We start from the raw sequence: 22,003 nt of genomic DNA on the forward strand, positions 1-22,003 counted from the left end.
CGCGGGGTGGACACGCATGTATACGAAGAACGAGCAAAGCTACGGTGCGAAAGACAATCCCCGCAGGTGAAGCGACTCTTCGGCGTGTGTATGTGAAATCACGTAACGCGGCCGAAATTTAGAGGTAACACTGTGGGGGCGATCTCCCGCCTCGCGCGGGGGCTTCACCGGTCCGCGCACCGGCAACGGCGCCGAGCGCAGCCCCGCCGGTCGTACGGATGACGGGGTCTCAGGCGTCCGCCCGTGTACGGGCGTGTCCTGGCCCGCTATGCCGATGCCGCCGGAAACCATCCGGTAGAACCGACCTCTGGTCTGTCGTTCCGGCAACCCCATCAGAAGGGACCCCAGGTGACACGTCCTGACACGAAGAGCCGTATCGCGTCCATGCTCGCCGACATCGAGCGACGCAATCCGGCGCAGCCCGAGTTCCTCCAGGCCGCGAACGAGGTGCTCGAAACGCTGGCTCCGGCCCTCTCGCAGCGCCCGGAGCTCGCGGACTCGGCCCTCGTCGAACGGCTGGTGGAGCCCGAGCGGCAGATCATCTTCCGTGTTCCGTGGCAGGACGACCACGGCAAGGTCCACGTCAACCGGGGCTACCGCGTGGAGTTCAACAGCGCGCTGGGCCCGTACAAGGGCGGTCTGCGGTTCCACCCGTCGGTGAACCTGGGCATCGTGAAGTTCCTCGGTTTCGAGCAGATCTTCAAGAACGCGCTGACCGGTCTCGGCATCGGCGGCGGCAAGGGCGGCAGCGACTTCGACCCGCGCGGGAAGTCGGACTCCGAGGTCATGCGGTTCTGCCAGTCGTTCATGACGGAGCTGTACCGGCACATCGGTGAGCACACGGACGTGCCGGCGGGCGACATCGGCGTGGGCGGCCGGGAGATCGGCTACCTGTTCGGCCAGTACCGGCGCATCACCAACCGCTGGGAGGCCGGTGTCCTCACCGGCAAGGGCGCGCACTGGGGCGGTTCGCTGATCCGGCCCGAGGCGACCGGCTACGGCAACGTCCTGTTCGCCGCCGCCATGCTGCGGGAGCGCGGCGAGGACCTGGAGGGCCAGACCGCGGTCGTCTCCGGCTCCGGCAACGTCGCGATCTACACCATCGAGAAGCTCACCGCCCTCGGCGCCAACGCGGTGACCTGCTCCGACTCCGGCGGCTACGTCGTCGACGACAAGGGCATCGACGTCGAGCTGCTCAAGCAGGTCAAGGAGGTCGAGCGCGGGCGGATCTCCGACTACGCGGCCCGGCGCGGCGCGTCGGCGCGGTTCGTCGCGAACGGCAGCGTCTGGGACGTGCCGGGCGATGTCGCGCTGCCCTCCGCGACCCAGAACGAACTGGACGCGGCCGCGGCGGCCACCCTGATCGGCAACGGCGTCAAGGCGGTCTCCGAGGGCGCCAACATGCCCACCACTCCCGACGCGGTCCACCTGTTCCAGCAGGCGGGCGTCGCCTTCGGCCCCGGCAAGGCGGCCAACGCGGGCGGTGTCGCGGTCAGCGCGCTGGAGATGAGCCAGAACCACGCGCGCACCTCGTGGTCGCGGGAGCGGGTCGAGGGCGAGCTGACCGACATCATGAACAGCATCCACGACGTCTGCCACGAGACCGCCGAGCGTTACGGCGTCGCGGGCGACTACGTCAGCGGCGCGAACATCGCGGGCTTCGAGCGGGTCGCGGGCGCGATGCTGGAGCAGGGTGTGATCTGACGGGGGCCGGACTCCGGAAAGGGCTCGTACGACCGGCCTCGGCCGTACGGGCCCTTCGTCATGTCCGGGCTCAGGCAGTCTCGGGAACCGGTTGCGGGCCGATGGCCATCACGGCGAGGACCGTCAGCCGCATGACGGCGCCGCCGGCCAGCGCCGCGAGGAGGCCGTCGACATGGACGCCGTAGTCCATCTGCGAGCCGATCCAGGAGACGAGCAGCCAGAGCAACGTGTCCTGGACGATCCCGATCGCGGCGAGTGCGAGCACCGCGCCCGGGGGAGCGGTGCGGACGGCGCTGGGGTAGGTGTGGACGAGCTGGTTCACGAGGAGGAAGACGACACCGCTCAGGACCACTTCCCAGGGCGGGTCCTCGACGATCAGGGAGATGCCGGGCAGCGCGGCGACGGAGAGGGCCGCACCGAGGTACGTGCCTACTATGCGTCTTCGTTTGTACATGGACCGGATCATCGAACCGGCACGGCGGTCCCACAAGCCCTTGTCACGGAGAGGAAGTGGAGGCCTTCCTGCGAGTTCCGTGGCTGTGGAGGGCGGGCCGAGGCCGGGTCAGGTGTTCGGGTGCAGCGGCAGGTTCGCCGTGGAGATCGGACCGGTGTCTGCAGCGGGCGCAGCGGCCCGGTTCGGGTGCGCGGAAGGCGCGGTCGCAGCCGTCGCAGTTCTGGAGCGGGTGCGGGCGGGCGGTCACCGGGACGGTGGGTGTCCGGGGCGGCAGCGACTCCGTGAGCCGGTGCGACATGACGCCCGCCGGATGGCGCAGCGGTTCCCGAGGGAGGCCCGAGGTCAGCGTGGCCCGTACGGCCTCGGGCGCGACACCGCGTTCCAGCCAGGCACTGACGGCCGGAGCGAGGCGGTTCACGTCGCGCTCCGAGAGCAGGAGACGCGGGTCCTCCCGGTGGAGGCTCGCGAGGAGCACGGTGGCCGTGTGGTGGCGGCCCGGGTCGTGGGTACCGGGGGTGGGGAGGGGGCGTTTTGGCATCGGTGCTGGTGCTGGTGCTGGTGCTGGTGCCGGGCCCGGTACCGGTGCCGTATGCGGTGCCGTTGTGGTTGCGGTGGTGGGCGCCGGTGTGGGAGGGAGTCCGGCCGCCGGTGACACGGCCGCGCGCTCGCGCTCGGGTCTCCGGGGCGCTCCCGGTGCCGGGGCGGGCTCGGATGCCGTCGGCCGGGGGGCGGGAACGGCGGGCCTCTGTGGCTGGTTGTACGACACCGTGTGCGTGACGACCCGGCCGCTCGGTAGCCGCTCCCGCCTGCGGGACAGATAGCCGTGGGCCTCCAGCTCCCGCAGACCCGCCGCGATGCGCGTCTCGCCCTCCCGGAAACGCGCGGCGAGCGACTTGATGTCGACGCGGCCCCCGGCGGGCAGCGACTGGATGTGGACGGCGAGCCCGATCGCGGTCAGGGAGAGCGCGCGGTGCTGGGTGAGGTGGTTGCCGACCGTCGTGAACCGCGTGGTGTGGCGGACGTTGATGTGGGTGACGCCCCGCAGAATCCGGGGCTGGGCGCACGGGGGCGCGCTAAAGTTCTGGGTATCCATCGGGAAGGGTTCTGCTTCCTTGTTGGTGAGGCCCTCGATCGGGATGCCAGTCCCGGCCGGGGGCCGTTGTCTGTCTGCGGTTGTGTTGCCGCCGCGAGCATATGCCCGGCAATAGCCTCTAAATCCAGCCCGGTTGGCGATTGTCACCCTTGCGGGTGATGAGCCGGCCTCGGGGAGGCTGGTGGGTTGGTAGGGGGTTCTCACCTCGGGGTTTTCAAAAGCCTTTGATGTCGTGGGCGGCCGCGTCGCGGCTCACCGGGTCGTGGAACTCCGCGATCCGGTGAGTGCGGGGGCGGGTGCCGTGGTCGCGAGGCGCAGTTCGGCCCAGACCGTTTTGCGCGGGGCGGGTCCCGGTGTCACGCCCCAGCGGTCCGCGAACGCGTCCACGAGGAGCAGGCCGCGGCCCGAGTCGATGTCGGCCTCCGCCGCACCGAGTCGGGGAAGCCGGTCACCCACGGTGTCCGTCGCCTCGATGCGGAGGGTGTCGCCGACGACGTACAGCGTGAGCCGGAAGTCGCGTCCCGGCACGCGTCCGTGTGTCGCCGCGTTCGTCGCGAGCTCCGCGACGATCTGGTCGGCCGGGTTCAACGGCAGCTCCCAGGAGCGGAGTTGTTCGGTCGCGAGCAGCCTGGCCAGACGGGCACCGCGTGGCGTGGGGGACAGCAGCACGCTGAAGTTGCGGACGGGTTCGACGCGTTGGGCCTCGGGCCCGGCGGTTTCCTGATTCACGTCACTCAGCGTGTCCGACTCCGCCTACGGTGAGCTGCGATGACGTCGGTGCGTACGGGGTTTGTCCGGTCGTTGTCCCGATCTGTCCCGGCTGTCCTGGGTGTCGTACGGGAACGGTGCGCGTTGGAGGTGGGTGGGCGTGAGCAGCGAGAGTGCGGACGAGCCGGGGCGGGACGTGAGCCCCGAGGACGAGATCGCCCCGGTGGTCGAGGCGACCGGCCGCCAGGTCAGGCTCTGGCGAGAGGCGGCCGGGATGCGGGTGGTCGAGTTCGGGCGGGCGATCGGGTACGGGGAGGACCTGGTCCGGAAGGTGGAGCGTGGGGCGCGGATTCCCCGGGCGGACTTCCTGGACCGCGCGGACGACGTCCTGGACGCCGGCGGGCATCTCCGGGCCTTCACGGAGGACATGGAGAAGGCCCGGTACCCGAAGAAGGTCCGCGAGCTGAAGATGCTGGAGGAGCGGGCGGTCGAACTGCTGCTGTACAGCAACCACAACATCCATGGGTTGTTGCAGACGCCCGAGTACGCGCGTGCGTTGCTCGGCACCTGGCGGCCGGCCTATTCGCCGGACGAGCTGGAGCGGATGGTTGCCGCGAGGGTGGCCCGCAAGTCTGTCTTCGAGCGGTCGCCGGCTCCCGAACTCGGCTTCGTCCAAGAAGAGGTGACCTTGCGCCGACCTGTCGGGGGCACAATGGTGCTGCGCCGCCAGCTCGAGCACATGCTGGAGGTGGCCCGATTGCCGTTCGTGGAGCTTCAAGTGATGCCGACAGCGCACGCGAATCATCCGGGAACGGGTGGGTTGGTCGAGGTGCTGAAGTTCCATGACGGCTCGGGAGTGGGGCGTACCGACGGTGACTTCGGAGGCCGACCGGTATCCGAACCGAGGCAACTCAGGGTCCTCGAACTGCGCTATGGCATCATCCGGGCCCAGGCCCTTTCGCCCGAGGAGTCCCTGGCCTTCATCGAGCAAATGCTGGGGGAGACATGACCCGCGAGACGTCGGCCCGCGTTGATTCCGGACTGCGGTGGGCCAAGAGCACATACAGCAGCAGTAGCAACGGAAACGACTGCGTCGAGATAGCCCCCACCCCCACCGCGATCCACATCCGCGACTCCAAGAACCCGGGCGGCGCACGCCTGGCGACGGCCCCCACCGCCTGGTCGGCGTTCATCGGCTTCGTCGCCCAGGACTGACCGAGGGAGCGGCGATCCACCCGCAGAGCTACGCCCGTACCGTGTTCGCCGCCCTGGGCGGAGTCGTCGAGATCGGCGCGGTGAACCACGCCGGCACCTGGGACCTGGCCGATGTCTCGGTGGGGGACTTCCTGGCGCCCAGGGGCGAGGACATCGCACGGATCATGGCGGCGGTCCGGACGATCGGCCGGTTCGACGCGCCCGTGATGGCCATCTCGGACGAGCTGGGATACCTGCGCGAGCACCCGGTCGAGGCGCCGTTCCTCCTGCTCTGGTCGGCGGGAGTCACCTGGGTTCCGGAGTCGGCGGAGAACGTCGCGTATCTGGAGGAGCCGCACGTCGTACGCCGGATGTGCCGCATGGGCGCGGATCTCCAACTGGCCAATCTGCTGGACGCCTTGGTGACCGCCGGCATCGCGGCCGGAGTGGACGCCGAGGAGGGCGGGAGCCTGGTCGCCGGGATCATCCGCGTCGCCTGTGAGCTCGTGGGCGACACCGGGCGCAACACTCCCGAAGGCGTCTTCCGGATGTGGCGGGTGGCCGAGCTGCCGGACACCCTGCGCCCGGACTCCGGTGCGCCGGAGCAGGGCAAGGCGGGGTACAGGGCGTACGACGCGGAGCTGGAGCGGTTGCTCGCGCCGTTCTGAGGCCCGCTGGGAGAGCGGTCACTGCATGTTCTGCACGTGCGGATGGTCGTACGAGGACACGCACACGTAGATCTGCATGCTGTAGCCGCGGCCGATGTTGAGCCGGGTGGCGCAGGCCGGGCCGAGGAAATGCAGGCCGTCGTACTCGGCGTCCTCCAGGGGTCGCCAGCTGCCGCTGCCGCCGTCCCATTCGGAGCCGTCGACGGTGAGCAACGGGCGGACGTCCGCGCCGCACTCGGGGCAGGACATCGGGAACGGATCGCTGAAACTCCAGGGCGCGTGGCCGCCGAGCTTGCAGCCGGGGGCGACGCTGAGGTCGTACTGGTAGTCGACGACCTCGATGTCGTCCTCGTCGTCCGGGTTCTCGTCGTCCGGGTCCTGTTCGTCCTCCCAGGCCTCGATCCGGTCCGCCAGTTCCTCGGGGAGTTCGTGCGGCGCCGGGTACTCGGTGACCGTCTCGGGGTGGAGGAGGCACGGTTCGGGCAGGTAGTCGTCGCTGCCGATCACCGACGGCTCCGGGGGCGCGGGGAGCGGGTCGGTGACGTCGGCGGAGGCCCGCCAGTACAGCTCGGCGGCGGGGAGGTGGTCCTCGTCGTGGTCGAAGGGGCACCAGAGGACTTGCAGCAGGTCGGTGCCGGCCGGGCGGGGCAGCGTGGGGATGTCGGCGGCGTAGAGCTGGACCGCGGGGATGAGCGGGACCGGGCCGTCCTGCGGTATCCGCGTCTTCGCGACGGCACGGTCGACGATCACGCGCTCCTCGGGGGTGAGGAAGTCGGCGCCCTCGGCACGAGGCCGGGTCCAGCCGTCGGCGAGGATGCGCCGCCGTAGCCGTACGTCGTCGGGGGCCAGACCGCTGTGCGTGGGCGCGTCATGATCCGGACAGGTGGGCCACGGCTCGTCGGCGGGCCACAGGAGGGGGCCGCCGATCGAACTGTCCCTGACCGTAGGGGTACTTGGACGCGGATGCAGTCGGACGGCGGTACGGGCCAGGGGTGCGAGCTCGGGGAACAGCGTGGTGATGTCCAGGGGCCGCGGGGGAGTGGTGCGAGACATGGGGTGAGGCTACGGGCTCGACGAGACCTGTGATCAAGGGACATGGGACGCATCCCGGTCGGGCGGGGCCGGTGGCGTACTGACCGAGGAAGCGGGGTCGCGCACGGTGCCCTGCCGTGAGGTGGCCGCCGTGTCGAATCGGCGTTCCCTGTAAGTTCACTTGTGCGTACGGGCGTTGTCGAACTGGACGTGACGGGGGTTGCGGCATGGCGGGAAATCGGCCGGGGGACTGGCATGTCCTGGACCTGGACAAGGACCCGACGCCGGGGGATCCGGACCGGGTGCGGCAGCTCTCGAAGAATCTGCACGACTTCGCGGACGACGTGTCGGACGCGCTGCGCCTGATCAAGGGGATGGCGGACGAGGACGCTGTCCTGCAGTGGGCGGGGAAGTCGGCGAAGGCGTTCCAGGACGAGTTCTCGAGTGTTCCGAAGCAGCTGAGGAAGCTGAAGAAGTCGTACGAGATGGCGGGGGACGCGCTCGCCGACTACTGGCCGAAGCTGGAGCGTGCGCAGGCGCTGGCGGACAAGGCTCTCGCCAAGGGCCGCGAGGCCCAGTCCGACCTGACCTCCGCCAAGTCCCGTCTGTCGTCCGCCGATTCGTGGGTGACGCGGGCCGGCAAGGAAGCGGACAAGTACAAGGACGATCCGACCGGCAGCAAGGACACCGAGAAGCCGGACGAGGCGAAGGTGCGGGCCGCGACGCGGGACGCCCAGCACGCGAAGTCGGCGCAGACCTCGGCTCAGTCGGATGTGACGGACGCGAACAGTGCGCTGGACGCGGCGAAGAAGATGGCGGCGGACGCCCGCAGGATGCGGGAGGAGGCGGCGCGGGACGCCAAGAACAAGATCGATGAGGCGTCCGACGCCGGTATTCACAACCGGAAGTGGTGGGAGGAGGTCGGGGACTGGTTCTCCGACAACTGGGACACCATCGTCACGGTGTGCAAGGTCGTCGTGGCGGTGTTGGGCGTCATCGCGATGATCATCGGGGGGCCGATCCTCGGTGCGATCGTGCTGATCGCGGCGCTGGTCGTGCTCGCCGACACGCTCAACAAGTACGCGAAAGGGCAGGCGTCCCTATGGGATGTGGCCTTCGCCGCGCTGGACTGCATACCGGGCATGAAGGGGCTCACCACGCTCGGCGGACTCGCCAAGGGCATGAAAACCCTCGGCAAGGGCGGGCTCAAGGCCATGGCGATGGGCTTGGGGAAGGGCGGTCTCCGGCGCGGGATCGACGACGCGGTGAGCAAGGGCAAGCGAGCCCTGGGACGCACCAAAAAGGGCGACCCGATTGACATGGTCTCCGGCGAGATGCTGATGGAGGAGACCGACGTCGAACTGCCGGGGCTGCTCCCACTGGTCCTGCGGCGTACGCATCTTTCGACGTACCGGTGGGGCCGTTCCTTCGGCGCATCCTGGGCTTCGACCCTGGACGAACGCCTTGAGCTGGACGAAGAGGGCGCAGCGTTCGCGGTAGAGGACGGCATGATTCTTCTCTACCCGGTGCCTGAACCGGGCGCCACGGTCATGCCGCTGGAGGGCCCCCGCTGGCCGCTGGACTGGGACGGCACGCCCGATACCCCGATGCGCATCACCAACCCGGTCACAGGTATCACCCGGCACTTCGCCCCTCGGGCGGCTCCGGCCACAGCCGACGAAGCATTCACACTTCCCGTTGCCGCGATCACCGACCGCAATGGCCTCCGCATCGACTTCGACCGTGATGCAGGCGGCGTCCCTGTCGCGGTACGTGATTCCGGCGGTCGGTATCTCCACGTCGACACCGAGGGCGACCGCGTCGTCCGGCTTCGTCTGCGCAACCCGGAGGACGGCCTGGAGGGCTCGGTCCTGAGGCGCTACGGCTACAGCCCCGATGGCGACCTGACCGAGATCTACAACTCCAGCGGTTTGCCGTTGAAGCTCACGTACGACACCCATGCACGCATCACGTCGTGGACCGACCGGAACGGCTGCTGGTATCGCTTCACCTACGACGACCAGGACCGCTGCATACGTGGCGAGGGCGCCGACGGCCTCCTCTCTTGCACGATCGCGTACGACGAGGAACACCTCGATACGCGATACACCGATGCACTCGGCAACACGACGGCCTATCGGCACAACGAGTTGTACCAACTCGTCGCCGTGACGGATCCTCTTGGCCACACGACGTATTCGGAGTGGGACCGTTACGACCGACTGCTGTCGCGTACGGATCCGCTCGGTCAGACGACGCGTTACGAGTACGACGATCACGGCGCGCCGACGGCGGTCATCCGGCCGGACGGCCATCGGGAGTCGGCAGAGAACAATGCGTTCGGCCAGCCCGTGTCGGTGATCCAGGCCGACGGCCACGTCTGGCGGATGGAGTACGACACCTTCGGGAACCTGACAGCCGAGACGGACCCCACGGGAGCCCGGATCTCCTACCGGTACAACGCGATCGGTGCGCTCACCGCAGTGACCGACGCCGGCGGCCGCACCGCTCTGGTGGAACCCGACGCGACAGGGCTGCCCGTCGCGTCCACTGACGCCGAGGGTGCGACGACGCGGTACGAGCGTGACGCGTTCGGCAGAGTAGTTGCCGAGACCGCCCCGGACGGGGCGGTGACCCGATTCGGTTGGACGCGGGAGGGCTGGTTGAGCCACTGCGTTCTGCCTGACGGTGGCACGGAACGCCGTGTCTACGATGCCGAGGGCAACGTCCTTGAGCGCACGGACGCCCTGGAACAGGTGACACGCTTCGAGTACGGCGGATTCGATTTGCCTGTGGCTCGAATCGACTCCGACGGCTCCCGCCTGCAGTTCTCCTACGACGGCGAACTGCGCGTCACTTCGGTCAGCAACCAACTCGGCCTCGCATGGCGCTACTTCTATGACGCCTCGGGCCGGTTGGTCCGCGAGCAGGACTTCGGTGGCCGTTCACAGAGCTATCGGTTCGATGCGGCTGGTCGGCTCACCGGGCAGACCAACGGCGAGAACCAGTCCATCGACTACGTTCGCGACCACTACGGCAAGGTAGTGGAGCAGCGGACACCCGAAGGGGTCACGACCTATGCCTATGACCCGGTCGGCAACGTGTATCGCGTGGTCAGCGGTCAGACGGAGCTGACGTACGAGCGTGATGCCCGCGGCCGGGTGCTCGCCGAAACCTGCAACGGCGCCACCGTGCGCTCGACCTACGACTCGCTCGGCAGACGCACCCGCCGGGTGACCCCCTCGAATGCCGAGAGCATCTGGGAGTACGACGGACGGGACAGACCGGTGCTGCTGCGGACGGCAGGCAGAACCGTCACGTTCGCGTACGACGAGGTCGGGCGGGAGGTAGAGCGCCGCTTGGGCGCCACCGCACTGAGCCAGACCTGGGGAGCGGGCGGCAGGTTGAACTCGCAGACACTGACCTCGCGTCCCTCGGAGCAGTTCGAACCGGACCTGATCCAGCACCGCGTATACCGATATCACCCGGATGGCGCGGTCGCCGCGATCAGTGACTCGCTCGACGGCGATCGTGCCGTCGATGTCGACAACGTGGGCCGGATCACCGGTATCACGGCGGCGGTCTGGTCGGAACGCTATGCGTACGACGCCGCAGGCAACGTTCTGCAAGGCGAATGCCGACAGAACACGGCTGCCCGACCCGCACGGCAGAACGAAAGCGGGTGGGTTCGCAGGGTCGGGGACATCCGCTACGAATACGACGGCCAAGGCCGGGTGACAGTCAGGCGCAAGAAGCGCCTGTCGCGCAAGGCCGATGTCTGGCATTACACCTGGGACAGCCAGGATCGCCTGGTCGCGGTGACCACGCCCGACGGCACCAAGTGGGTCTATCGGTACGACCCCTTCGGGCGGCGTATCGCCAAACAGCGTCTCGCCGGCGCCGGCGAGACGGTGGTCGAAGAGGTGACCTTCACCTGGGACGGATTCGTCCTGGCCGAGCAGGTCGTCAGGTCGGACGACGGAGCGTCCACATGCACCGTGTGGGACTGGGAACGGGATCGGTTCAGTCCTGTCACCCAGGTGGAGAGGGTGCTCTCGGAAGATCTCTCCCAGGAGTGGGTGGACAAGCAGTTCCACGGCATCGTGACCGATCTCGTCGGAACTCCCACCGAACTCGTCGATGAGCACGGGGAGCTGGGGTGGAAGGCGCGAGCGACGGCATGGGGGGCGTTGCTCGAGGGTCGTGGTTCCGCCGGCGTGTACTGCCCTCTGGCCTTTCCGGGCCAGTACCGAGACCCTGAAACGGCACTCCATTACAACTACCAGCGGCACTATGATCCGGAGACCGGCCAGTACGTCTCCTTGGACCCCCTTGGTCTTGCACCAGGGCCGAATCCCCGTGGATATGTCCAGAATCCATTCACCGCCGTGGACCCGTTCGGGCTTTCGCCGGCTTGTGAGAATGCCGCGCGCGATGCCGCCCGACGGCGGGCCGACCAAGAGCAGGCGCGGCCGGGGGCCAACAAGGACACCAGGCCCACAAGTGCCGCCGGGCTTTCCGTTCCGGGGCATGACGCACCGTTCAGCGGTGCCAGTATCAAGGGCGGCGGCGACCACAATCTGCATCCGGACGTGCGGGCTGCCTACGATCGGGTTCCGCTGGGACAGCGCCCGGCGGGCAATCAGCACGGGCGATGCGGCGAGGCGGAGGCGCTGTCGGACGCCATGAATGCCGGGGTGGATCCGCGGGGCGGTGTAATGGCCTCTGTGGACGTACGTGCCGCAGGCAATCCAAAGCACGGCGTGCCCAAGGCGCCGTGCTCCTCATGCCAACATGTGCTTGATCAGCTCGGGATTACGGCGGTGACTTAGAAATGGGCCAGGAGATCAATTCGCGGTGGTCCGCGGAGACGGATCGCGTTTTGCGGGGGGCTGGCTGGCAGCCGGGCCGATCGGTACCCACCGGCGAGTGGGAAAGCGCGCTCCGCGAGCGCGGCGGCTTCGAGATGCACGAGAGCGCTCGGAGGTTCCTCGCCGAGTTCGGTGGGCTGGAGAGCAACGAGCGAGGGCCGGGGAAAACCATGGCCCGCATGGGGTTCAGGCTCGACCCGACCGTGGCCGAGTGGGACGACGAAATCTTTGACGTACTCAGCGAAGAGGCCGGCGCCGATCTCTACCCGATCGGGGAAGCCGACCGTCGCAACAGCTACCTGGGCATCGCTCCGAACGGTGCGGTCTTCATCGGCATGGACAGCGTCACGCTGCTCGCGGAAACCGCGGACCGGGCGCTGGAGAAACTGGTCGAGGGAATCCGCTAGGCAGGGACCCACCGCGCCGGTGTGCGGAGGCGGGCGCCGCGGCTCAACGGCACGTTGACACCGGAGCTGTACGCCGCGCTGCGTGCCGAGGGCCCTGGTGGCATCGCCGACAACGCCATCAGGGACACGCTCACGTTCGTGCCGTTCGGGCAGCTGCCGCCGTGGTTCAGGTGGCAGACGGCGCGGATGAGAGTGCTGGACAAGCTGGAGTACCTGTGGATGCGGTCCAAGGATGCCGTCGGTGACACCTGGCGATGGTTGCGCCGAAGGCGCTGACCACCGATGGGGGCGCGTGTGACGCCAGAGCAATCCTGGGAAGCCGCGAAGCGGCTGTACCCGTTGGGGAGCGTCGCCCGGGGCACGGTGAAGGACCGACTTCCATACGGAGTCCTCCGTCGAAGTCGCATGGCCGGCACGGGGGTCGGGCTCGACCCGAACGACGGCCTCTAGTGCGTCAGCCGTTGCCCCAGGACCGGCAACAACCGATCCCTCAGCAGCTGTCTCGCGGGCTCCGACGACAGCCACAGGAGCTTGTGGCGAGTGCCGTCCCGCATCGTCGCCGTCATCCCGGACGTCGTGAGGCCCCTGTGGAGGCGCGCCTCCGACAGCTCCGCCAGGGCGATCACCTTGTTCGTGCGGTGGGCCGACCGGATGCTCTCCGCGTCGTAGGCGACCACCTGGTAAGGGTCCTTCGCCGTCACTCCGGAGCCGCTCATCGAGTTCGCCACGGAATCCATCAGGCCTCTGCGCACGCGGATCAGAGCGTCCGGGAGCAGCAGCAGTTCGCCGTGTATCCAGTCCAGCCACCCCGTCGTACAGGTACGGGCCAGGAGGCGGGCGGGGAGCAGACGCAGCCGAGAGGCCCGGGTGACCGCCTCGTCCAGGAGGGAGCTCCAGGCATCGAGGGAGCGGACACGGCGGGGCTCCTGGCCGGTATGGGTGGGGGAGATGAAGAAGAGGTCGGCCCAGCCGCTCCGGTGCAACTCCACGGTCAGACGGACGTGCCAGTCGGTCGATGCGATCTGAAGGGCCAGGTGCTCGCGGTCGTCCGTCCACAGCACGGGGGACGCCTGGAGCCCTTCTGCCGACCAGAACCGGCTGCGGTGCTCCAGCAGTTCTGCCATCTCGTCCAGGGGTATGCCTTCTCGCGCCACGTCGGTGATCCTTCCGCAACGCGATCTCTCCGTGCAGCGCCGGCCCACTCTCACGGCATGTTCACGCCATCACGGAAGGGTGCCGGTTCGGGCTCGGGCTTCGGTGGGACTCGCCCCGGGATCTTGGTCCCGGGATCTTGGTCGTGCCGGGGTTTGACCTTCGTCACCTTGGGGGTACGATCTCCGGCTCGATTGGCCAGCCCCCCGTCCCGTATGGCAGACTAGCGGGGTTGCTCGGTCGAGCGCCGATGCTGCGCGCCTCCCGTCGGGAGGACTGGAAGCGAGTCCCACAGTACTCGTCGCCCAATCTGTCGTGAGGCAGCGCTGGGGCGGACGTACGGGAATCTTCCGGGAAGTGTCAGCGGGGTGCAGACCAGGTGCCCGGTGGCCTTGCGTTGGGAAGTTCAACGCAGCCTGCCCCCGGTCCTGCGGTTGCTTTAGGGCGGGCCGCGTCCCTCGTAGGGAAATCCTCTTCGGAGATCTCTGTCGGCAGGAGCGCGACACACCCGACCGCGTGGGTCGGAGACCAGGACGCCAGTCCTCGGGTACCAGAGCGTTTTTTTCGAGACAAAGGACTACTAGTAGCCATGGCGGGACAGAAGATCCGCATCCGGCTCAAGGCCTACGACCACGAGGTCATCGATTCCTCGGCGAAGAAGATCGTCGAGACGGTGACGCGAACTGGTGCGTCGGTCGCGGGCCCGGTGCCGCTGCCCACTGAGAAGAACGTGTACTGCGTCATCAAGTCGCCGCACAAGTACAAGGACTCGCGCGAGCACTTCGAGATGCGCACGCACAAGCGCCTCATCGACATCCTCGACCCGACTCCGAAGACCGTTGACTCTCTGATGCGACTCGACCTCCCGGCCGGTGTCGACATCGAGATCAAGCTCTAGGGATCGGTGATCTGAGAATGGCTAAGCAGATCAAGGGCATCCTGGGCGAGAAGCTCGGCATGACGCAGGTGTGGGACGAGAACAACCGCGTTGTTCCCGTCACCGTCGTCAAGGCCGGTCCGAACGTCGTGACCCAGGTCCGTACGAATGACTCCGACGGCTACGAGTCGGTCCAGATCGCCTTCGGCGAGATCGACCCTCGCAAGGTGAACAAGCCCCTCAAGGGTCACTTCGCCAAGGCCGACGTCACTCCCCGCCGCCACCTCGTCGAGATCCGTACCGCTGACGCCAGCGAGTACACCCTCGGCCAGGAGATCACCGCCGAGGTGTTCGAGGCCGGCGTCAAGGTGGACGTGACCGGCAAGAGCAAGGGCAAGGGCTTCGCCGGTGTCATGAAGCGTCACAACTTCAAGGGCCTCGGCGCCGGTCACGGTGTCCAGCGCAAGCACCGCTCCCCCGGCTCCATCGGTGGCTGTGCCACCCCGGGTCGTGTGTTCAAGGGCGTCCGCATGGCGGGCCGCATGGGCAACGAGCGGGTCACCACCCAGAACCTGACCGTTCACGCCGTTGACGCGGAGAAGGGCCTGCTCCTCATCAAGGGAGCCATCCCGGGTCCGAACGGCGGCCTCGTCCTGGTCCGTACCGCGGCCAAGGGGGCTTGAGGACATGAGCACCATTGACATTCTGTCGCCCTCCGGCGACACCGCCGGGACCGTTGAGCTCCCGGCCGAGATCTTCGACGTAGAGAAGATCAGCATTCCGCTGCTTCACCAGGTCGTCGTCGCGCAGCTGGCCGCCGCCCGTCAGGGCACGCACAAGGTCAAGCGTCGTGGCGAGGTCCGTGGTGGTGGCCGCAAGCCTTACCGCCAGAAGGGCACCGGCCGCGCCCGTCAGGGTTCGACCCGCGCGCCGCAGTTCGCCGGCGGTGGCGTCGTCCACGGCCCCACCCCGCGTGACTACTCGCAGCGGACCCCGAAGAAGATGAAGGCCGCGGCCCTGCGCCACGCCCTCACCGACCGGGCCCGCAACGCTCGCATCCACGTCATCACCGGCGTGATCGAGGGCGAGACCCCCTCCACCAAGGCCGCGAAGAGCTTCCTCGGCAAGGTCAGCGAGCGCAAGAACGTGCTCCTGGTCATCGAGCGCTCCGACGAGGCCGCGCTGCTCTCCGCGCGCAACCTGCCCCAGGTCCACATCCTGGAGCCGGGCCAGCTCAACACGTACGACGTTCTCGTCTCGGACGACGTGGTCTTCACCCAGGCCGCTTTCGAGTCCTTCGTGTCTGGCCCCCAGGCCGCTGACACCGAAGGGAGCGAAGCCTGATGGCTACGCGTCACCCGAGCATTGCCTCGAAGGCCGCCAAGGCCAAGAAGGTCGCACGCGTCGCCAAGGCGAAGCGCCACGAGCTCGAAGGCAAGAACACCGTCGAGACCCCGCTGAGCAAGAGCTTCACGGATCCCCGTGACGTCCTCCTCAAGCCGGTCGTCTCGGAGAAGAGCTACGCGCTGCTGGACGAGGGCAAGTACACCTTCGTCGTGGACCCGCGGGCCAACAAGACCCAGATCAAGCAGGCCGTCCAGGCGGTCTTCTCGGTCAAGGTCACCGGGGTCAACACGATCAACCGTCAGGGCAAGCGCAAGCGCACCAAGACGGGCTTCGGCAAGCGTGCTGACACCAAGCGCGCGATCGTGACCCTCGCTGAGGGCGACCGTATCGACATCTTCGGCCAGGCCTCCTAACGGAGCGCCCTGGTCCGAATATCGGACGAGGACTGAGAAATGGGAATCCGCAAGTACAAGCCGACTACGCCGGGCCGTCGTGGCTCCAGCGTCGCCGACTTCGTCGAGGTCACGCGGTCCACGCCGGAGAAGTCGCTGGTCCGCCCGCTGCACAGCAAGGGCGGCCGTAACAACGCCGGTCGTGTGACCGTTCGCCACCAGGGTGGCGGACACAAGCGCGCCTACCGAGTGATCGACTTCCGTCGTCACGACAAGGACGGCGTGCCGGCGAAGGTCGCGCACATCGAGTACGACCCCAACCGCACCGCGCGCATCGCGCTGCTGCACTACGCGGACGGCGAGAAGCGCTACATCCTCGCCCCCCGCAACCTGTCGCAGGGTGACCGCGTCGAGAACGGTCCCGGGGCCGACATCAAGCCGGGCAACAACCTGGCGCTCCGCAACATCCCGGTCGGTACCACGATCCACGCGATCGAGCTCCGCCCCGGTGGCGGTGCCAAGTTCGCGCGTTCCGCCGGTACCTCCGTGCAGCTGCTCGCGAAGGAGGGCACGATGGCCCACCTTCGTATGCCCTCCGGTGAGATCCGCCTGGTCGACCAGCGCTGCCGCGCCACGGTCGGCGAGGTCGGCAACGCCGAGCAGAGCAACATCAACTGGGGTAAGGCCGGCCGTAAGCGCTGGCTGGGCGTTCGCCCGTCCGTCCGCGGTGTCGCGATGAACCCGGTCGACCACCCGCACGGTGGTGGTGAGGGCAAGACCTCCGGTGGTCGCCACCCGGTCTCCCCGTGGGGTCAGAAGGAGGGTCGTACTCGTTCGCCGAAGAAGGCTTCGAGCAAGTACATCGTCCGCCGCCGCAAGACGAACAAGAAGCGCTAGGAGCGGGTTTAGATGCCGCGCAGTCTCAAGAAGGGGCCCTTCGTCGACGACCACCTCGTAAAGAAGGTGGACGTACAGAACGAAGCCGGCACCAAGAACGTCATCAAGACCTGGTCCCGTCGCTCGATGATCATCCCGGCCATGCTCGGCCACACGATCGCGGTGCACAACGGCAAGACCCACATCCCGGTGTTTGTCACCGAGTCGATGGTCGGCCACAAGCTCGGCGAGTTCTCGCCGACGCGCACCTTCCGGGGTCACGTCAAGGACGACCGGAAGTCGAAGCGCCGCTAACGCGGGGTGGAATCGACCATGACAGACACTGGAAGGACAACCATGGAAGCCAGGGCCCAGGCGCGGTACATCCGCGTTACGCCCATGAAGGCCCGCCGAGTGGTGGACCTTATCCGTGGCATGGATGCCACGGAGGCTCAGGCGGTCCTGCGTTTCGCCCCGCAGGCCGCGAGCGTGCCGGTCGGCAAGGTGCTTGACAGCGCCATTGCCAACGCCGCACACAACTACGACCACACCGACGCCGGCAGCCTCGTCATCTCTGAGGCCTACGTCGACGAGGGCCCGACCCTGAAGCGGTTCCGTCCGCGTGCCCAGGGCCGCGCCTACCGGATCCGCAAGCGGACCAGCCACATCACCGTGGTCGTCAGCAGCAAGGAAGGAACCCGGTAATGGGCCAGAAGGTTAACCCGCATGGGTTCCGGCTCGGCATCACCACGGACTTCAAGTCCCGCTGGTACGCCGACAAGCTGTACAAGGACTACGTCAAGGAAGACGTCGCCATCCGTCGGATGATGACGTCCGGCATGGAGCGCGCCGGCATCTCGAAGGTTGAGATCGAGCGCACCCGTGACCGCGTGCGGGTGGACATCCACACCGCGCGTCCGGGCATCGTCATCGGCCGCCGTGGCGCCGAGGCCGACCGCATCCGCGGCGACCTCGAGAAGCTCACGGGCAAGCAGGTCCAGCTGAACATCCTCGAGGTCAAGAACCCCGAGACCGATGCTCAGCTGGTCGCCCAGGCCGTTGCCGAGCAGCTTTCCTCCCGCGTCTCCTTCCGTCGCGCCATGCGTAAGAGCATGCAGGGCACGATGAAGGCCGGCGCCAAGGGCATCAAGATCCAGTGCGGCGGCCGCCTCGGCGGCGCCGAGATGTCCCGCTCGGAGTTCTACCGCGAGGGCCGCGTGCCCCTGCACACGCTCCGTGCGAACGTCGACTACGGCTTCTTCGAGGCCAAGACGACCTTCGGCCGTATCGGTGTGAAGGTCTGGATCTACAAGGGCGACGTCAAGAACATCGCCGAGGTTCGCGCCGAGAACGCCGCTGCCCGTGCCGGCAACCGCCCGGCCCGTGGCGGCAACGACCGCCCGGCCGGCCGTGGTGGCCGCGGTGGCGAGCGTGGCGGTCGCGGCGGTCGTAAGCCGCAGACGGCTCCCGCTGCCGAGGCCCCCAAGGCCGAGGCTCCGGCTGCCGCTCCGGCTGAGAGCACCGGAACGGAGGCCTGACCGACATGCTGATCCCCCGTAGGGTCAAGCACCGCAAGCAGCACCACCCGAAGCGCCGTGGTCAGGCCAAGGGCGGCACGCAGGTTTCGTTCGGCGAGTACGGCATTCAGGCCCTCACGCCGGCGTACGTGACGAACCGCCAGATCGAGGCCGCTCGTATCGCGATGACCCGCCACATCAAGCGTGGCGGCAAGGTCTGGATCAACATTTATCCGGACCGCCCGCTCACGAAGAAGCCCGCCGAGACCCGCATGGGTTCCGGTAAGGGTTCCCCCGAGTGGTGGGTCGCGAACGTGCACCCGGGCCGGGTCATGTTCGAACTGTCCTACCCCAACGAGAAGATCGCCCGTGAGGCCCTCACTCGCGCAGCCCACAAGCTGCCGATGAAGTGCCGGATCGTCAAGCGCGAGGCAGGTGAAGCGTGATGTCGGCCGGTACCAAGGCGTCCGAGCTGCGCGAACTGGGTGACGAGGAGCTTCTCGCGAAGCTCCGCGAAGCCAAGGAAGAGCTGTTCAACCTCCGCTTCCAGGCGGCGACCGGTCAGCTCGAGAACCACGGTCGGCTCAAGGCCGTCCGCAAGGACATCGCGCGGATCTACACCCTCATGCGTGAGCGCGAGCTGGGCATCGAGACGGTGGAGAGCGCCTGATGAGCGAGAGCAACGTGACTGAGCAGAAGACCGACCGCGGTTTCCGCAAGACCCGTGAGGGTCTGGTCGTCAGCGACAAGATGGACAAGACCGTCGTCGTCGCTGTCGAGGACCGCGTGAAGCACGCGCTGTACGGCAAGGTCATCCGCCGTACGAACAAGCTCAAGGCCCACGACGAGCAGAACGCCGCCGGCGTCGGCGACCGCGTCCTCCTGATGGAGACCCGGCCGCTGTCCTCGACGAAGCGCTGGCGCATCGTCGAGATCCTCGAGAAGGCCAAGTAATTCTCTGAGGCCCCGGGAAGAAATTCCCGGGGGCCCCTCAGGTTCGTTCCGCCAGGCTCGGGGTGGGACCGTCCCAGACGGTCCCACCCCGGGAACCGGCAGACAAACAGGAGATAGACGTGATCCAGCAGGAGTCGCGACTGCGTGTCGCCGACAACACTGGTGCGAAGGAAATCCTTTGCATCCGTGTGCTCGGTGGCTCCGGTCGCCGCTACGCGGGCATCGGTGACGTCATCGTCGCCACCGTCAAGGACGCGATCCCCGGCGGCAATGTGAAGAAGGGTGACGTCGTCAAGGCTGTCATCGTTCGCACCGTCAAGGAGCGCCGCCGTCCGGACGGCTCGTACATCCGCTTCGACGAGAACGCCGCCGTCATTCTGAAGAACGACGGCGACCCTCGTGGCACCCGTATCTTCGGCCCTGTCGGCCGTGAGCTGCGCGAGAAGAAGTTCATGAAGATCATCTCGCTCGCGCCGGAGGTGCTGTAAGCATGAAGATCAAGAAGGGCGACCTGGTTCAGGTCATCACCGGTAAGGACAAGGGCAAGCAGGGCAAGGTCATTGCCGCTTACCCGCGCGACGAGCGCGTCCTGGTCGAGGGTGTCAACCGGGTCAAGAAGCACACGAAGGCCGGCCCGACCGCCAAGGGTTCGCAGGCCGGTGGCATCGTCACGACCGAGGCGCCCGTCCACGTCTCCAACGTCCAGCTGGTCGTTGAGAAGGACGGCAACAAGGTCGTCACGCGCGTCGGTTACCGCTTCGACGACGAGGGCAACAAGATCCGCGTTGCCAAGCGGACGGGTGAGGACATCTGATGGCTACCACCACTCCGCGTCTCAAGACGAAGTACCGCGAGGAGATCGCGGGCAAGCTGCAGGAAGAGTTCTCCTACGAGAACGTCATGCAGACCCCGGGCCTCGTGAAGATCGTGGTCAACATGGGTGTCGGCGACGCCGCCCGTGACTCGAAGCTCATGGACGGTGCCGTCCGTGACCTGACCACGATCACCGGTCAGAAGCCGGCCATCACCAAGGCCCGCAAGTCCATCGCGCAGTTCAAGCTGCGTGAGGGTCAGCCGATCGGTGCCCACGTCACGCTTCGTGGCGACCGCATGTGGGAGTTCCTGGACCGCACCCTGTCGCTCGCGCTTCCGCGCATCCGCGACTTCCGTGGTCTGTCCCCCAAGCAGTTCGACGGCCGTGGCAACTACACCTTCGGTCTCACGGAGCAGGTCATGTTCCACGAGATCGACCAGGACAAGATCGACCGTACCCGGGGCATGGACATCACCGTGGTGACCACGGCGACCAACGACGCTGAGGGCCGCGCCCTTCTCCGTCACCTCGGCTTCCCCTTCAAGGAGGCGTAAGCGAGATGGCGAAGAAGGCTCTGATTGCCAAGGCTGCTCGTAAGCCCAAGTTCGGTGTGCGTGGCTACACGCGCTGCCAGCGCTGCGGTCGTCCGCACTCCGTGTACCGCAAGTTCGGCCTGTGCCGCATCTGCCTTCGTGAGATGGCTCACCGTGGCGAGCTGCCGGGCGTGACCAAGAGTTCCTGGTAGTCCCTGTAATTCAGGGATCCAGGACTCTCGGTAAGTAAAGGGCTCTGTCAGGTGCCCACCTCTCCATGGCTTAGGCTAGGAGGGTTGGGCGCCTGATGCTCAGACGCCCGTGGGCATAGCCCACTTCAAACGCTTACTACGCCGTAGGTCCCCGCACCGCACCCGTCCCGCCACTGAGTGGGGAGAGGGATGGCGCATACAGGAAACCCCGGCGAGAGAGGCCGAAGGCCAATTCATGACCATGACTGATCCCATCGCAGACATGCTTACCCGTCTGCGTAACGCGAACTCGGCGTACCACGACGATGTCGCGATGCCGCACAGCAAGATCAAGTCGCACATCGCAGAGATCCTCCAGCAGGAGGGCTTCATCACCGGCTGGAAGGTCGAGGACGCCGAGGTCGGCAAGAAGCTCGTCCTCGAGCTGAAGTTCGGCCCGAACCGTGAGCGCTCCATCGCGGGCATCAAGCGGATCTCGAAGCCGGGTCTGCGTGTGTACGCGAAGTCCACCTCCCTGCCCAGGGTGCTCGGTGGCCTCGGCGTGGCGATCATCTCCACGTCGCACGGTCTCCTCACCGACAAGCAGGCCGGCAAGAAGGGCGTAGGCGGAGAAGTCCTCGCCTACGTCTGGTAGAAGGGAACGGAGGAAACAGCTATGTCGCGTATTGGCAAGCTCCCCATCACGGTTCCCGCCGGCGTGGACGTCACCATCGACGGCCGTACGGTCCAGGTGAAGGGCCCCAAGGGCACCCTCTCCCACACCGTCTCGGCGCCGATCGAGGTCGCCAAGGGTGAGGACGGCATTCTCAATGTCACCCGCCCGAACGACGAGCGTCAGAACAAGGCCCTGCACGGCCTGTCCCGCACGCTGGTGGCGAACATGATCACCGGCGTGACCACGGGTTACGTGAAGAAGCTCGAGATCAGCGGTGTCGGTTACCGCGTCCTGGCGAAGGGCTCCAACCTGGAGTTCTCGCTCGGCTACAGCCACTCGATCACTGTCGAGGCCCCCGAGGGCATCACCTTCAAGGTCGAGAACCCCACGCGGTTCTCGGTCGAGGGCATCGACAAGCAGAAGGTCGGAGAGGTTGCGGCCAACATCCGCAAGCTGCGCAAGCCCGACCCGTACAAGGCCAAGGGCGTCAAGTACGAAGGCGAAGTCATCCGCCGCAAGGTCGGAAAGGCGGGTAAGTAAGCC

29 protein-coding genes are annotated in these 22,003 nt (G+C 67.3%); 24 read left to right on the forward strand and 5 right to left on the reverse strand.

Translation table 11 applies throughout. The features are described 5' to 3' along the window. The first annotated feature begins 348 nt into the window (after positions 1–348). Positions 349–1,704, forward strand: a complete 1,356-nt coding sequence (gene gdhA / locus ACFYW7_RS30985) for an NADP-specific glutamate dehydrogenase (RefSeq protein ID WP_389508398.1) — start codon at positions 349–351, stop codon at positions 1,702–1,704. Between the two features lie 70 nt (positions 1,705–1,774). Here gdhA and ACFYW7_RS30990 read toward each other — a convergent pair whose 3' ends face one another. From ACFYW7_RS30990 to ACFYW7_RS31000, 3 genes are all read right to left on the reverse strand, one after another. Beyond that, positions 1,775–2,158: a hypothetical protein gene (locus ACFYW7_RS30990; RefSeq protein ID WP_389508400.1), complete on the reverse strand. Its 384-nt coding sequence runs from the start codon at positions 2,156–2,158 to the stop codon at positions 1,775–1,777. Positions 2,159–2,201: 43 nt separating this feature from the next. Beyond that, positions 2,202–2,696 (reverse strand): hypothetical protein, encoded by a 495-nt coding sequence (locus ACFYW7_RS30995; protein WP_389508402.1) that lies wholly within the window; start codon positions 2,694–2,696, stop codon positions 2,202–2,204. An 807-nt stretch (positions 2,697–3,503) separates the two neighbouring features. Beyond that, entirely contained in the window at positions 3,504–3,980 is a 477-nt protein-coding gene (locus ACFYW7_RS31000) for an ATP-binding protein (protein WP_389508404.1), read from the reverse strand. Between the two features lie 139 nt (positions 3,981–4,119). Here ACFYW7_RS31000 and ACFYW7_RS31005 point away from each other — a divergent pair, with 139 nt between their 5' ends. Genes ACFYW7_RS31005 through ACFYW7_RS31015 form a run of 3 tightly spaced genes read left to right on the forward strand, consistent with a single transcriptional unit; the run spans position 4,120 to position 5,821 of the window. Further along, positions 4,120–4,968, forward strand: coding sequence for a helix-turn-helix domain-containing protein (locus tag ACFYW7_RS31005; protein WP_389508406.1), 849 nt, complete (start codon positions 4,120–4,122; stop codon positions 4,966–4,968). Further along, entirely contained in the window at positions 4,965–5,174 is a 210-nt protein-coding gene (locus ACFYW7_RS31010) for a DUF397 domain-containing protein (RefSeq protein WP_389508408.1), read from the forward strand. Before ACFYW7_RS31005 ends, ACFYW7_RS31010 begins: the two co-directional genes overlap by 4 nt. A 41-nt stretch (positions 5,175–5,215) precedes the next feature. Further along, positions 5,216–5,821 (forward strand): hypothetical protein, encoded by a 606-nt coding sequence (locus ACFYW7_RS31015; RefSeq protein WP_389508410.1) that lies wholly within the window; start codon positions 5,216–5,218, stop codon positions 5,819–5,821. A gap of 18 nt (positions 5,822–5,839) precedes the next feature. Here the strand turns inward: ACFYW7_RS31015 and ACFYW7_RS31020 are convergent, their stop codons facing one another. Continuing rightward, the gene (locus ACFYW7_RS31020) at positions 5,840–6,874 is read right to left on the reverse strand and encodes a hypothetical protein (RefSeq protein WP_389508412.1); all 1,035 of its coding nucleotides are present in this window, start codon (positions 6,872–6,874) and stop codon (positions 5,840–5,842) included. Positions 6,875–7,080: 206 nt separating this feature from the next. Between ACFYW7_RS31020 and ACFYW7_RS31025 the strand changes: the two genes are divergently transcribed. From ACFYW7_RS31025 to ACFYW7_RS31035, 3 genes are read left to right on the forward strand one after another with little or no spacing between them, the layout of a single operon-like run. Further along, complete coding sequence (locus ACFYW7_RS31025; RefSeq protein ID WP_389508414.1) at positions 7,081–11,685, forward strand: DUF6531 domain-containing protein; 4,605 nt, start codon at positions 7,081–7,083, stop codon at positions 11,683–11,685. Positions 11,686–11,687: 2 nt separating this feature from the next. Then, a complete protein-coding gene (locus ACFYW7_RS31030) occupies positions 11,688–12,131 on the forward strand; it encodes an SUKH-3 domain-containing protein (RefSeq protein ID WP_389508417.1) in 444 nt (147 codons plus the stop codon). Positions 12,132–12,185: 54 nt separating this feature from the next. Further along, positions 12,186–12,407 carry a hypothetical protein gene (locus ACFYW7_RS31035; protein ID WP_389508420.1) on the forward strand — a complete coding sequence of 74 codons (222 nt, stop codon included), beginning with the start codon at positions 12,186–12,188 and terminating at the stop codon, positions 12,405–12,407. A gap of 170 nt (positions 12,408–12,577) precedes the next feature. Here the strand turns inward: ACFYW7_RS31035 and ACFYW7_RS31040 are convergent, their stop codons facing one another. Next, positions 12,578–13,285, reverse strand: a complete 708-nt coding sequence (locus tag ACFYW7_RS31040; protein ID WP_389508422.1) for a hypothetical protein — start codon at positions 13,283–13,285, stop codon at positions 12,578–12,580. Between the two features lie 587 nt (positions 13,286–13,872). Between ACFYW7_RS31040 and rpsJ the strand changes: the two genes are divergently transcribed. The 17 genes from rpsJ to rplF all read left to right on the forward strand — a co-directional run bounded on the left by rpsJ (position 13,873) and on the right by rplF (position 22,000). Continuing rightward, the gene (gene rpsJ / locus ACFYW7_RS31045) at positions 13,873–14,181 is read left to right on the forward strand and encodes a 30S ribosomal protein S10 (RefSeq protein ID WP_003948644.1); all 309 of its coding nucleotides are present in this window, start codon (positions 13,873–13,875) and stop codon (positions 14,179–14,181) included. Between the two features lie 17 nt (positions 14,182–14,198). Beyond that, positions 14,199–14,843, forward strand: coding sequence for a 50S ribosomal protein L3 (rplC, locus tag ACFYW7_RS31050; RefSeq protein ID WP_389508424.1), 645 nt, complete (start codon positions 14,199–14,201; stop codon positions 14,841–14,843). Positions 14,844–14,847: 4 nt separating this feature from the next. After that, a complete protein-coding gene (gene rplD / locus ACFYW7_RS31055; protein WP_037627000.1) occupies positions 14,848–15,504 on the forward strand; it encodes a 50S ribosomal protein L4 in 657 nt (218 codons plus the stop codon). After that, positions 15,504–15,920, forward strand: coding sequence for a 50S ribosomal protein L23 (gene rplW / locus ACFYW7_RS31060; protein ID WP_389508426.1), 417 nt, complete (start codon positions 15,504–15,506; stop codon positions 15,918–15,920). Before rplD ends, rplW begins: the two co-directional genes overlap by 1 nt. 39 nt (positions 15,921–15,959) lie before the next feature. After that, positions 15,960–16,796: a 50S ribosomal protein L2 gene (gene rplB / locus ACFYW7_RS31065; RefSeq protein WP_389508428.1), complete on the forward strand. Its 837-nt coding sequence runs from the start codon at positions 15,960–15,962 to the stop codon at positions 16,794–16,796. A gap of 12 nt (positions 16,797–16,808) precedes the next feature. Continuing rightward, the gene (gene rpsS / locus ACFYW7_RS31070) at positions 16,809–17,090 is read left to right on the forward strand and encodes a 30S ribosomal protein S19 (RefSeq protein ID WP_215069815.1); all 282 of its coding nucleotides are present in this window, start codon (positions 16,809–16,811) and stop codon (positions 17,088–17,090) included. A 42-nt stretch (positions 17,091–17,132) separates the two neighbouring features. Next, positions 17,133–17,480, forward strand: coding sequence for a 50S ribosomal protein L22 (gene rplV / locus ACFYW7_RS31075; RefSeq protein ID WP_006604878.1), 348 nt, complete (start codon positions 17,133–17,135; stop codon positions 17,478–17,480). Beyond that, positions 17,480–18,313, forward strand: a complete 834-nt coding sequence (gene rpsC / locus ACFYW7_RS31080; RefSeq protein ID WP_389508430.1) for a 30S ribosomal protein S3 — start codon at positions 17,480–17,482, stop codon at positions 18,311–18,313. The genes rplV and rpsC overlap by 1 nt, the downstream gene beginning before the upstream one ends. Positions 18,314–18,318: 5 nt before the next feature. Continuing rightward, positions 18,319–18,738, forward strand: coding sequence for a 50S ribosomal protein L16 (gene rplP, locus ACFYW7_RS31085; protein ID WP_099500627.1), 420 nt, complete (start codon positions 18,319–18,321; stop codon positions 18,736–18,738). Further along, positions 18,738–18,962 (forward strand): 50S ribosomal protein L29, encoded by a 225-nt coding sequence (gene rpmC / locus ACFYW7_RS31090; protein WP_003998824.1) that lies wholly within the window; start codon positions 18,738–18,740, stop codon positions 18,960–18,962. Before rplP ends, rpmC begins: the two co-directional genes overlap by 1 nt. Then, entirely contained in the window at positions 18,962–19,246 is a 285-nt protein-coding gene (gene rpsQ, locus ACFYW7_RS31095) for a 30S ribosomal protein S17 (protein WP_266761752.1), read from the forward strand. The genes rpmC and rpsQ overlap by 1 nt, the downstream gene beginning before the upstream one ends. 119 nt (positions 19,247–19,365) lie before the next feature. Next, positions 19,366–19,734: a 50S ribosomal protein L14 gene (gene rplN, locus ACFYW7_RS31100; protein ID WP_003998823.1), complete on the forward strand. Its 369-nt coding sequence runs from the start codon at positions 19,366–19,368 to the stop codon at positions 19,732–19,734. Between the two features lie 2 nt (positions 19,735–19,736). Beyond that, positions 19,737–20,060: a 50S ribosomal protein L24 gene (gene rplX, locus ACFYW7_RS31105; protein WP_007494760.1), complete on the forward strand. Its 324-nt coding sequence runs from the start codon at positions 19,737–19,739 to the stop codon at positions 20,058–20,060. After that, positions 20,057–20,614: a 50S ribosomal protein L5 gene (gene rplE, locus ACFYW7_RS31110; protein ID WP_389508594.1), complete on the forward strand. Its 558-nt coding sequence runs from the start codon at positions 20,057–20,059 to the stop codon at positions 20,612–20,614. The genes rplX and rplE overlap by 4 nt, the downstream gene beginning before the upstream one ends. 5 nt (positions 20,615–20,619) lie before the next feature. After that, positions 20,620–20,805: a type Z 30S ribosomal protein S14 gene (locus ACFYW7_RS31115; RefSeq protein ID WP_261705331.1), complete on the forward strand. Its 186-nt coding sequence runs from the start codon at positions 20,620–20,622 to the stop codon at positions 20,803–20,805. Between the two features lie 235 nt (positions 20,806–21,040). Continuing rightward, entirely contained in the window at positions 21,041–21,439 is a 399-nt protein-coding gene (gene rpsH, locus ACFYW7_RS31120) for a 30S ribosomal protein S8 (protein ID WP_261705332.1), read from the forward strand. Between the two features lie 21 nt (positions 21,440–21,460). Next, a complete protein-coding gene (rplF, locus tag ACFYW7_RS31125; protein ID WP_389508433.1) occupies positions 21,461–22,000 on the forward strand; it encodes a 50S ribosomal protein L6 in 540 nt (179 codons plus the stop codon). Positions 22,001–22,003 lie beyond the last annotated feature (3 nt).

This window comes from Streptomyces sp. NPDC002580 (assembly GCF_042889485.1).
GTDB lineage: Bacteria > Actinomycetota > Actinomycetes > Streptomycetales > Streptomycetaceae > Streptomyces.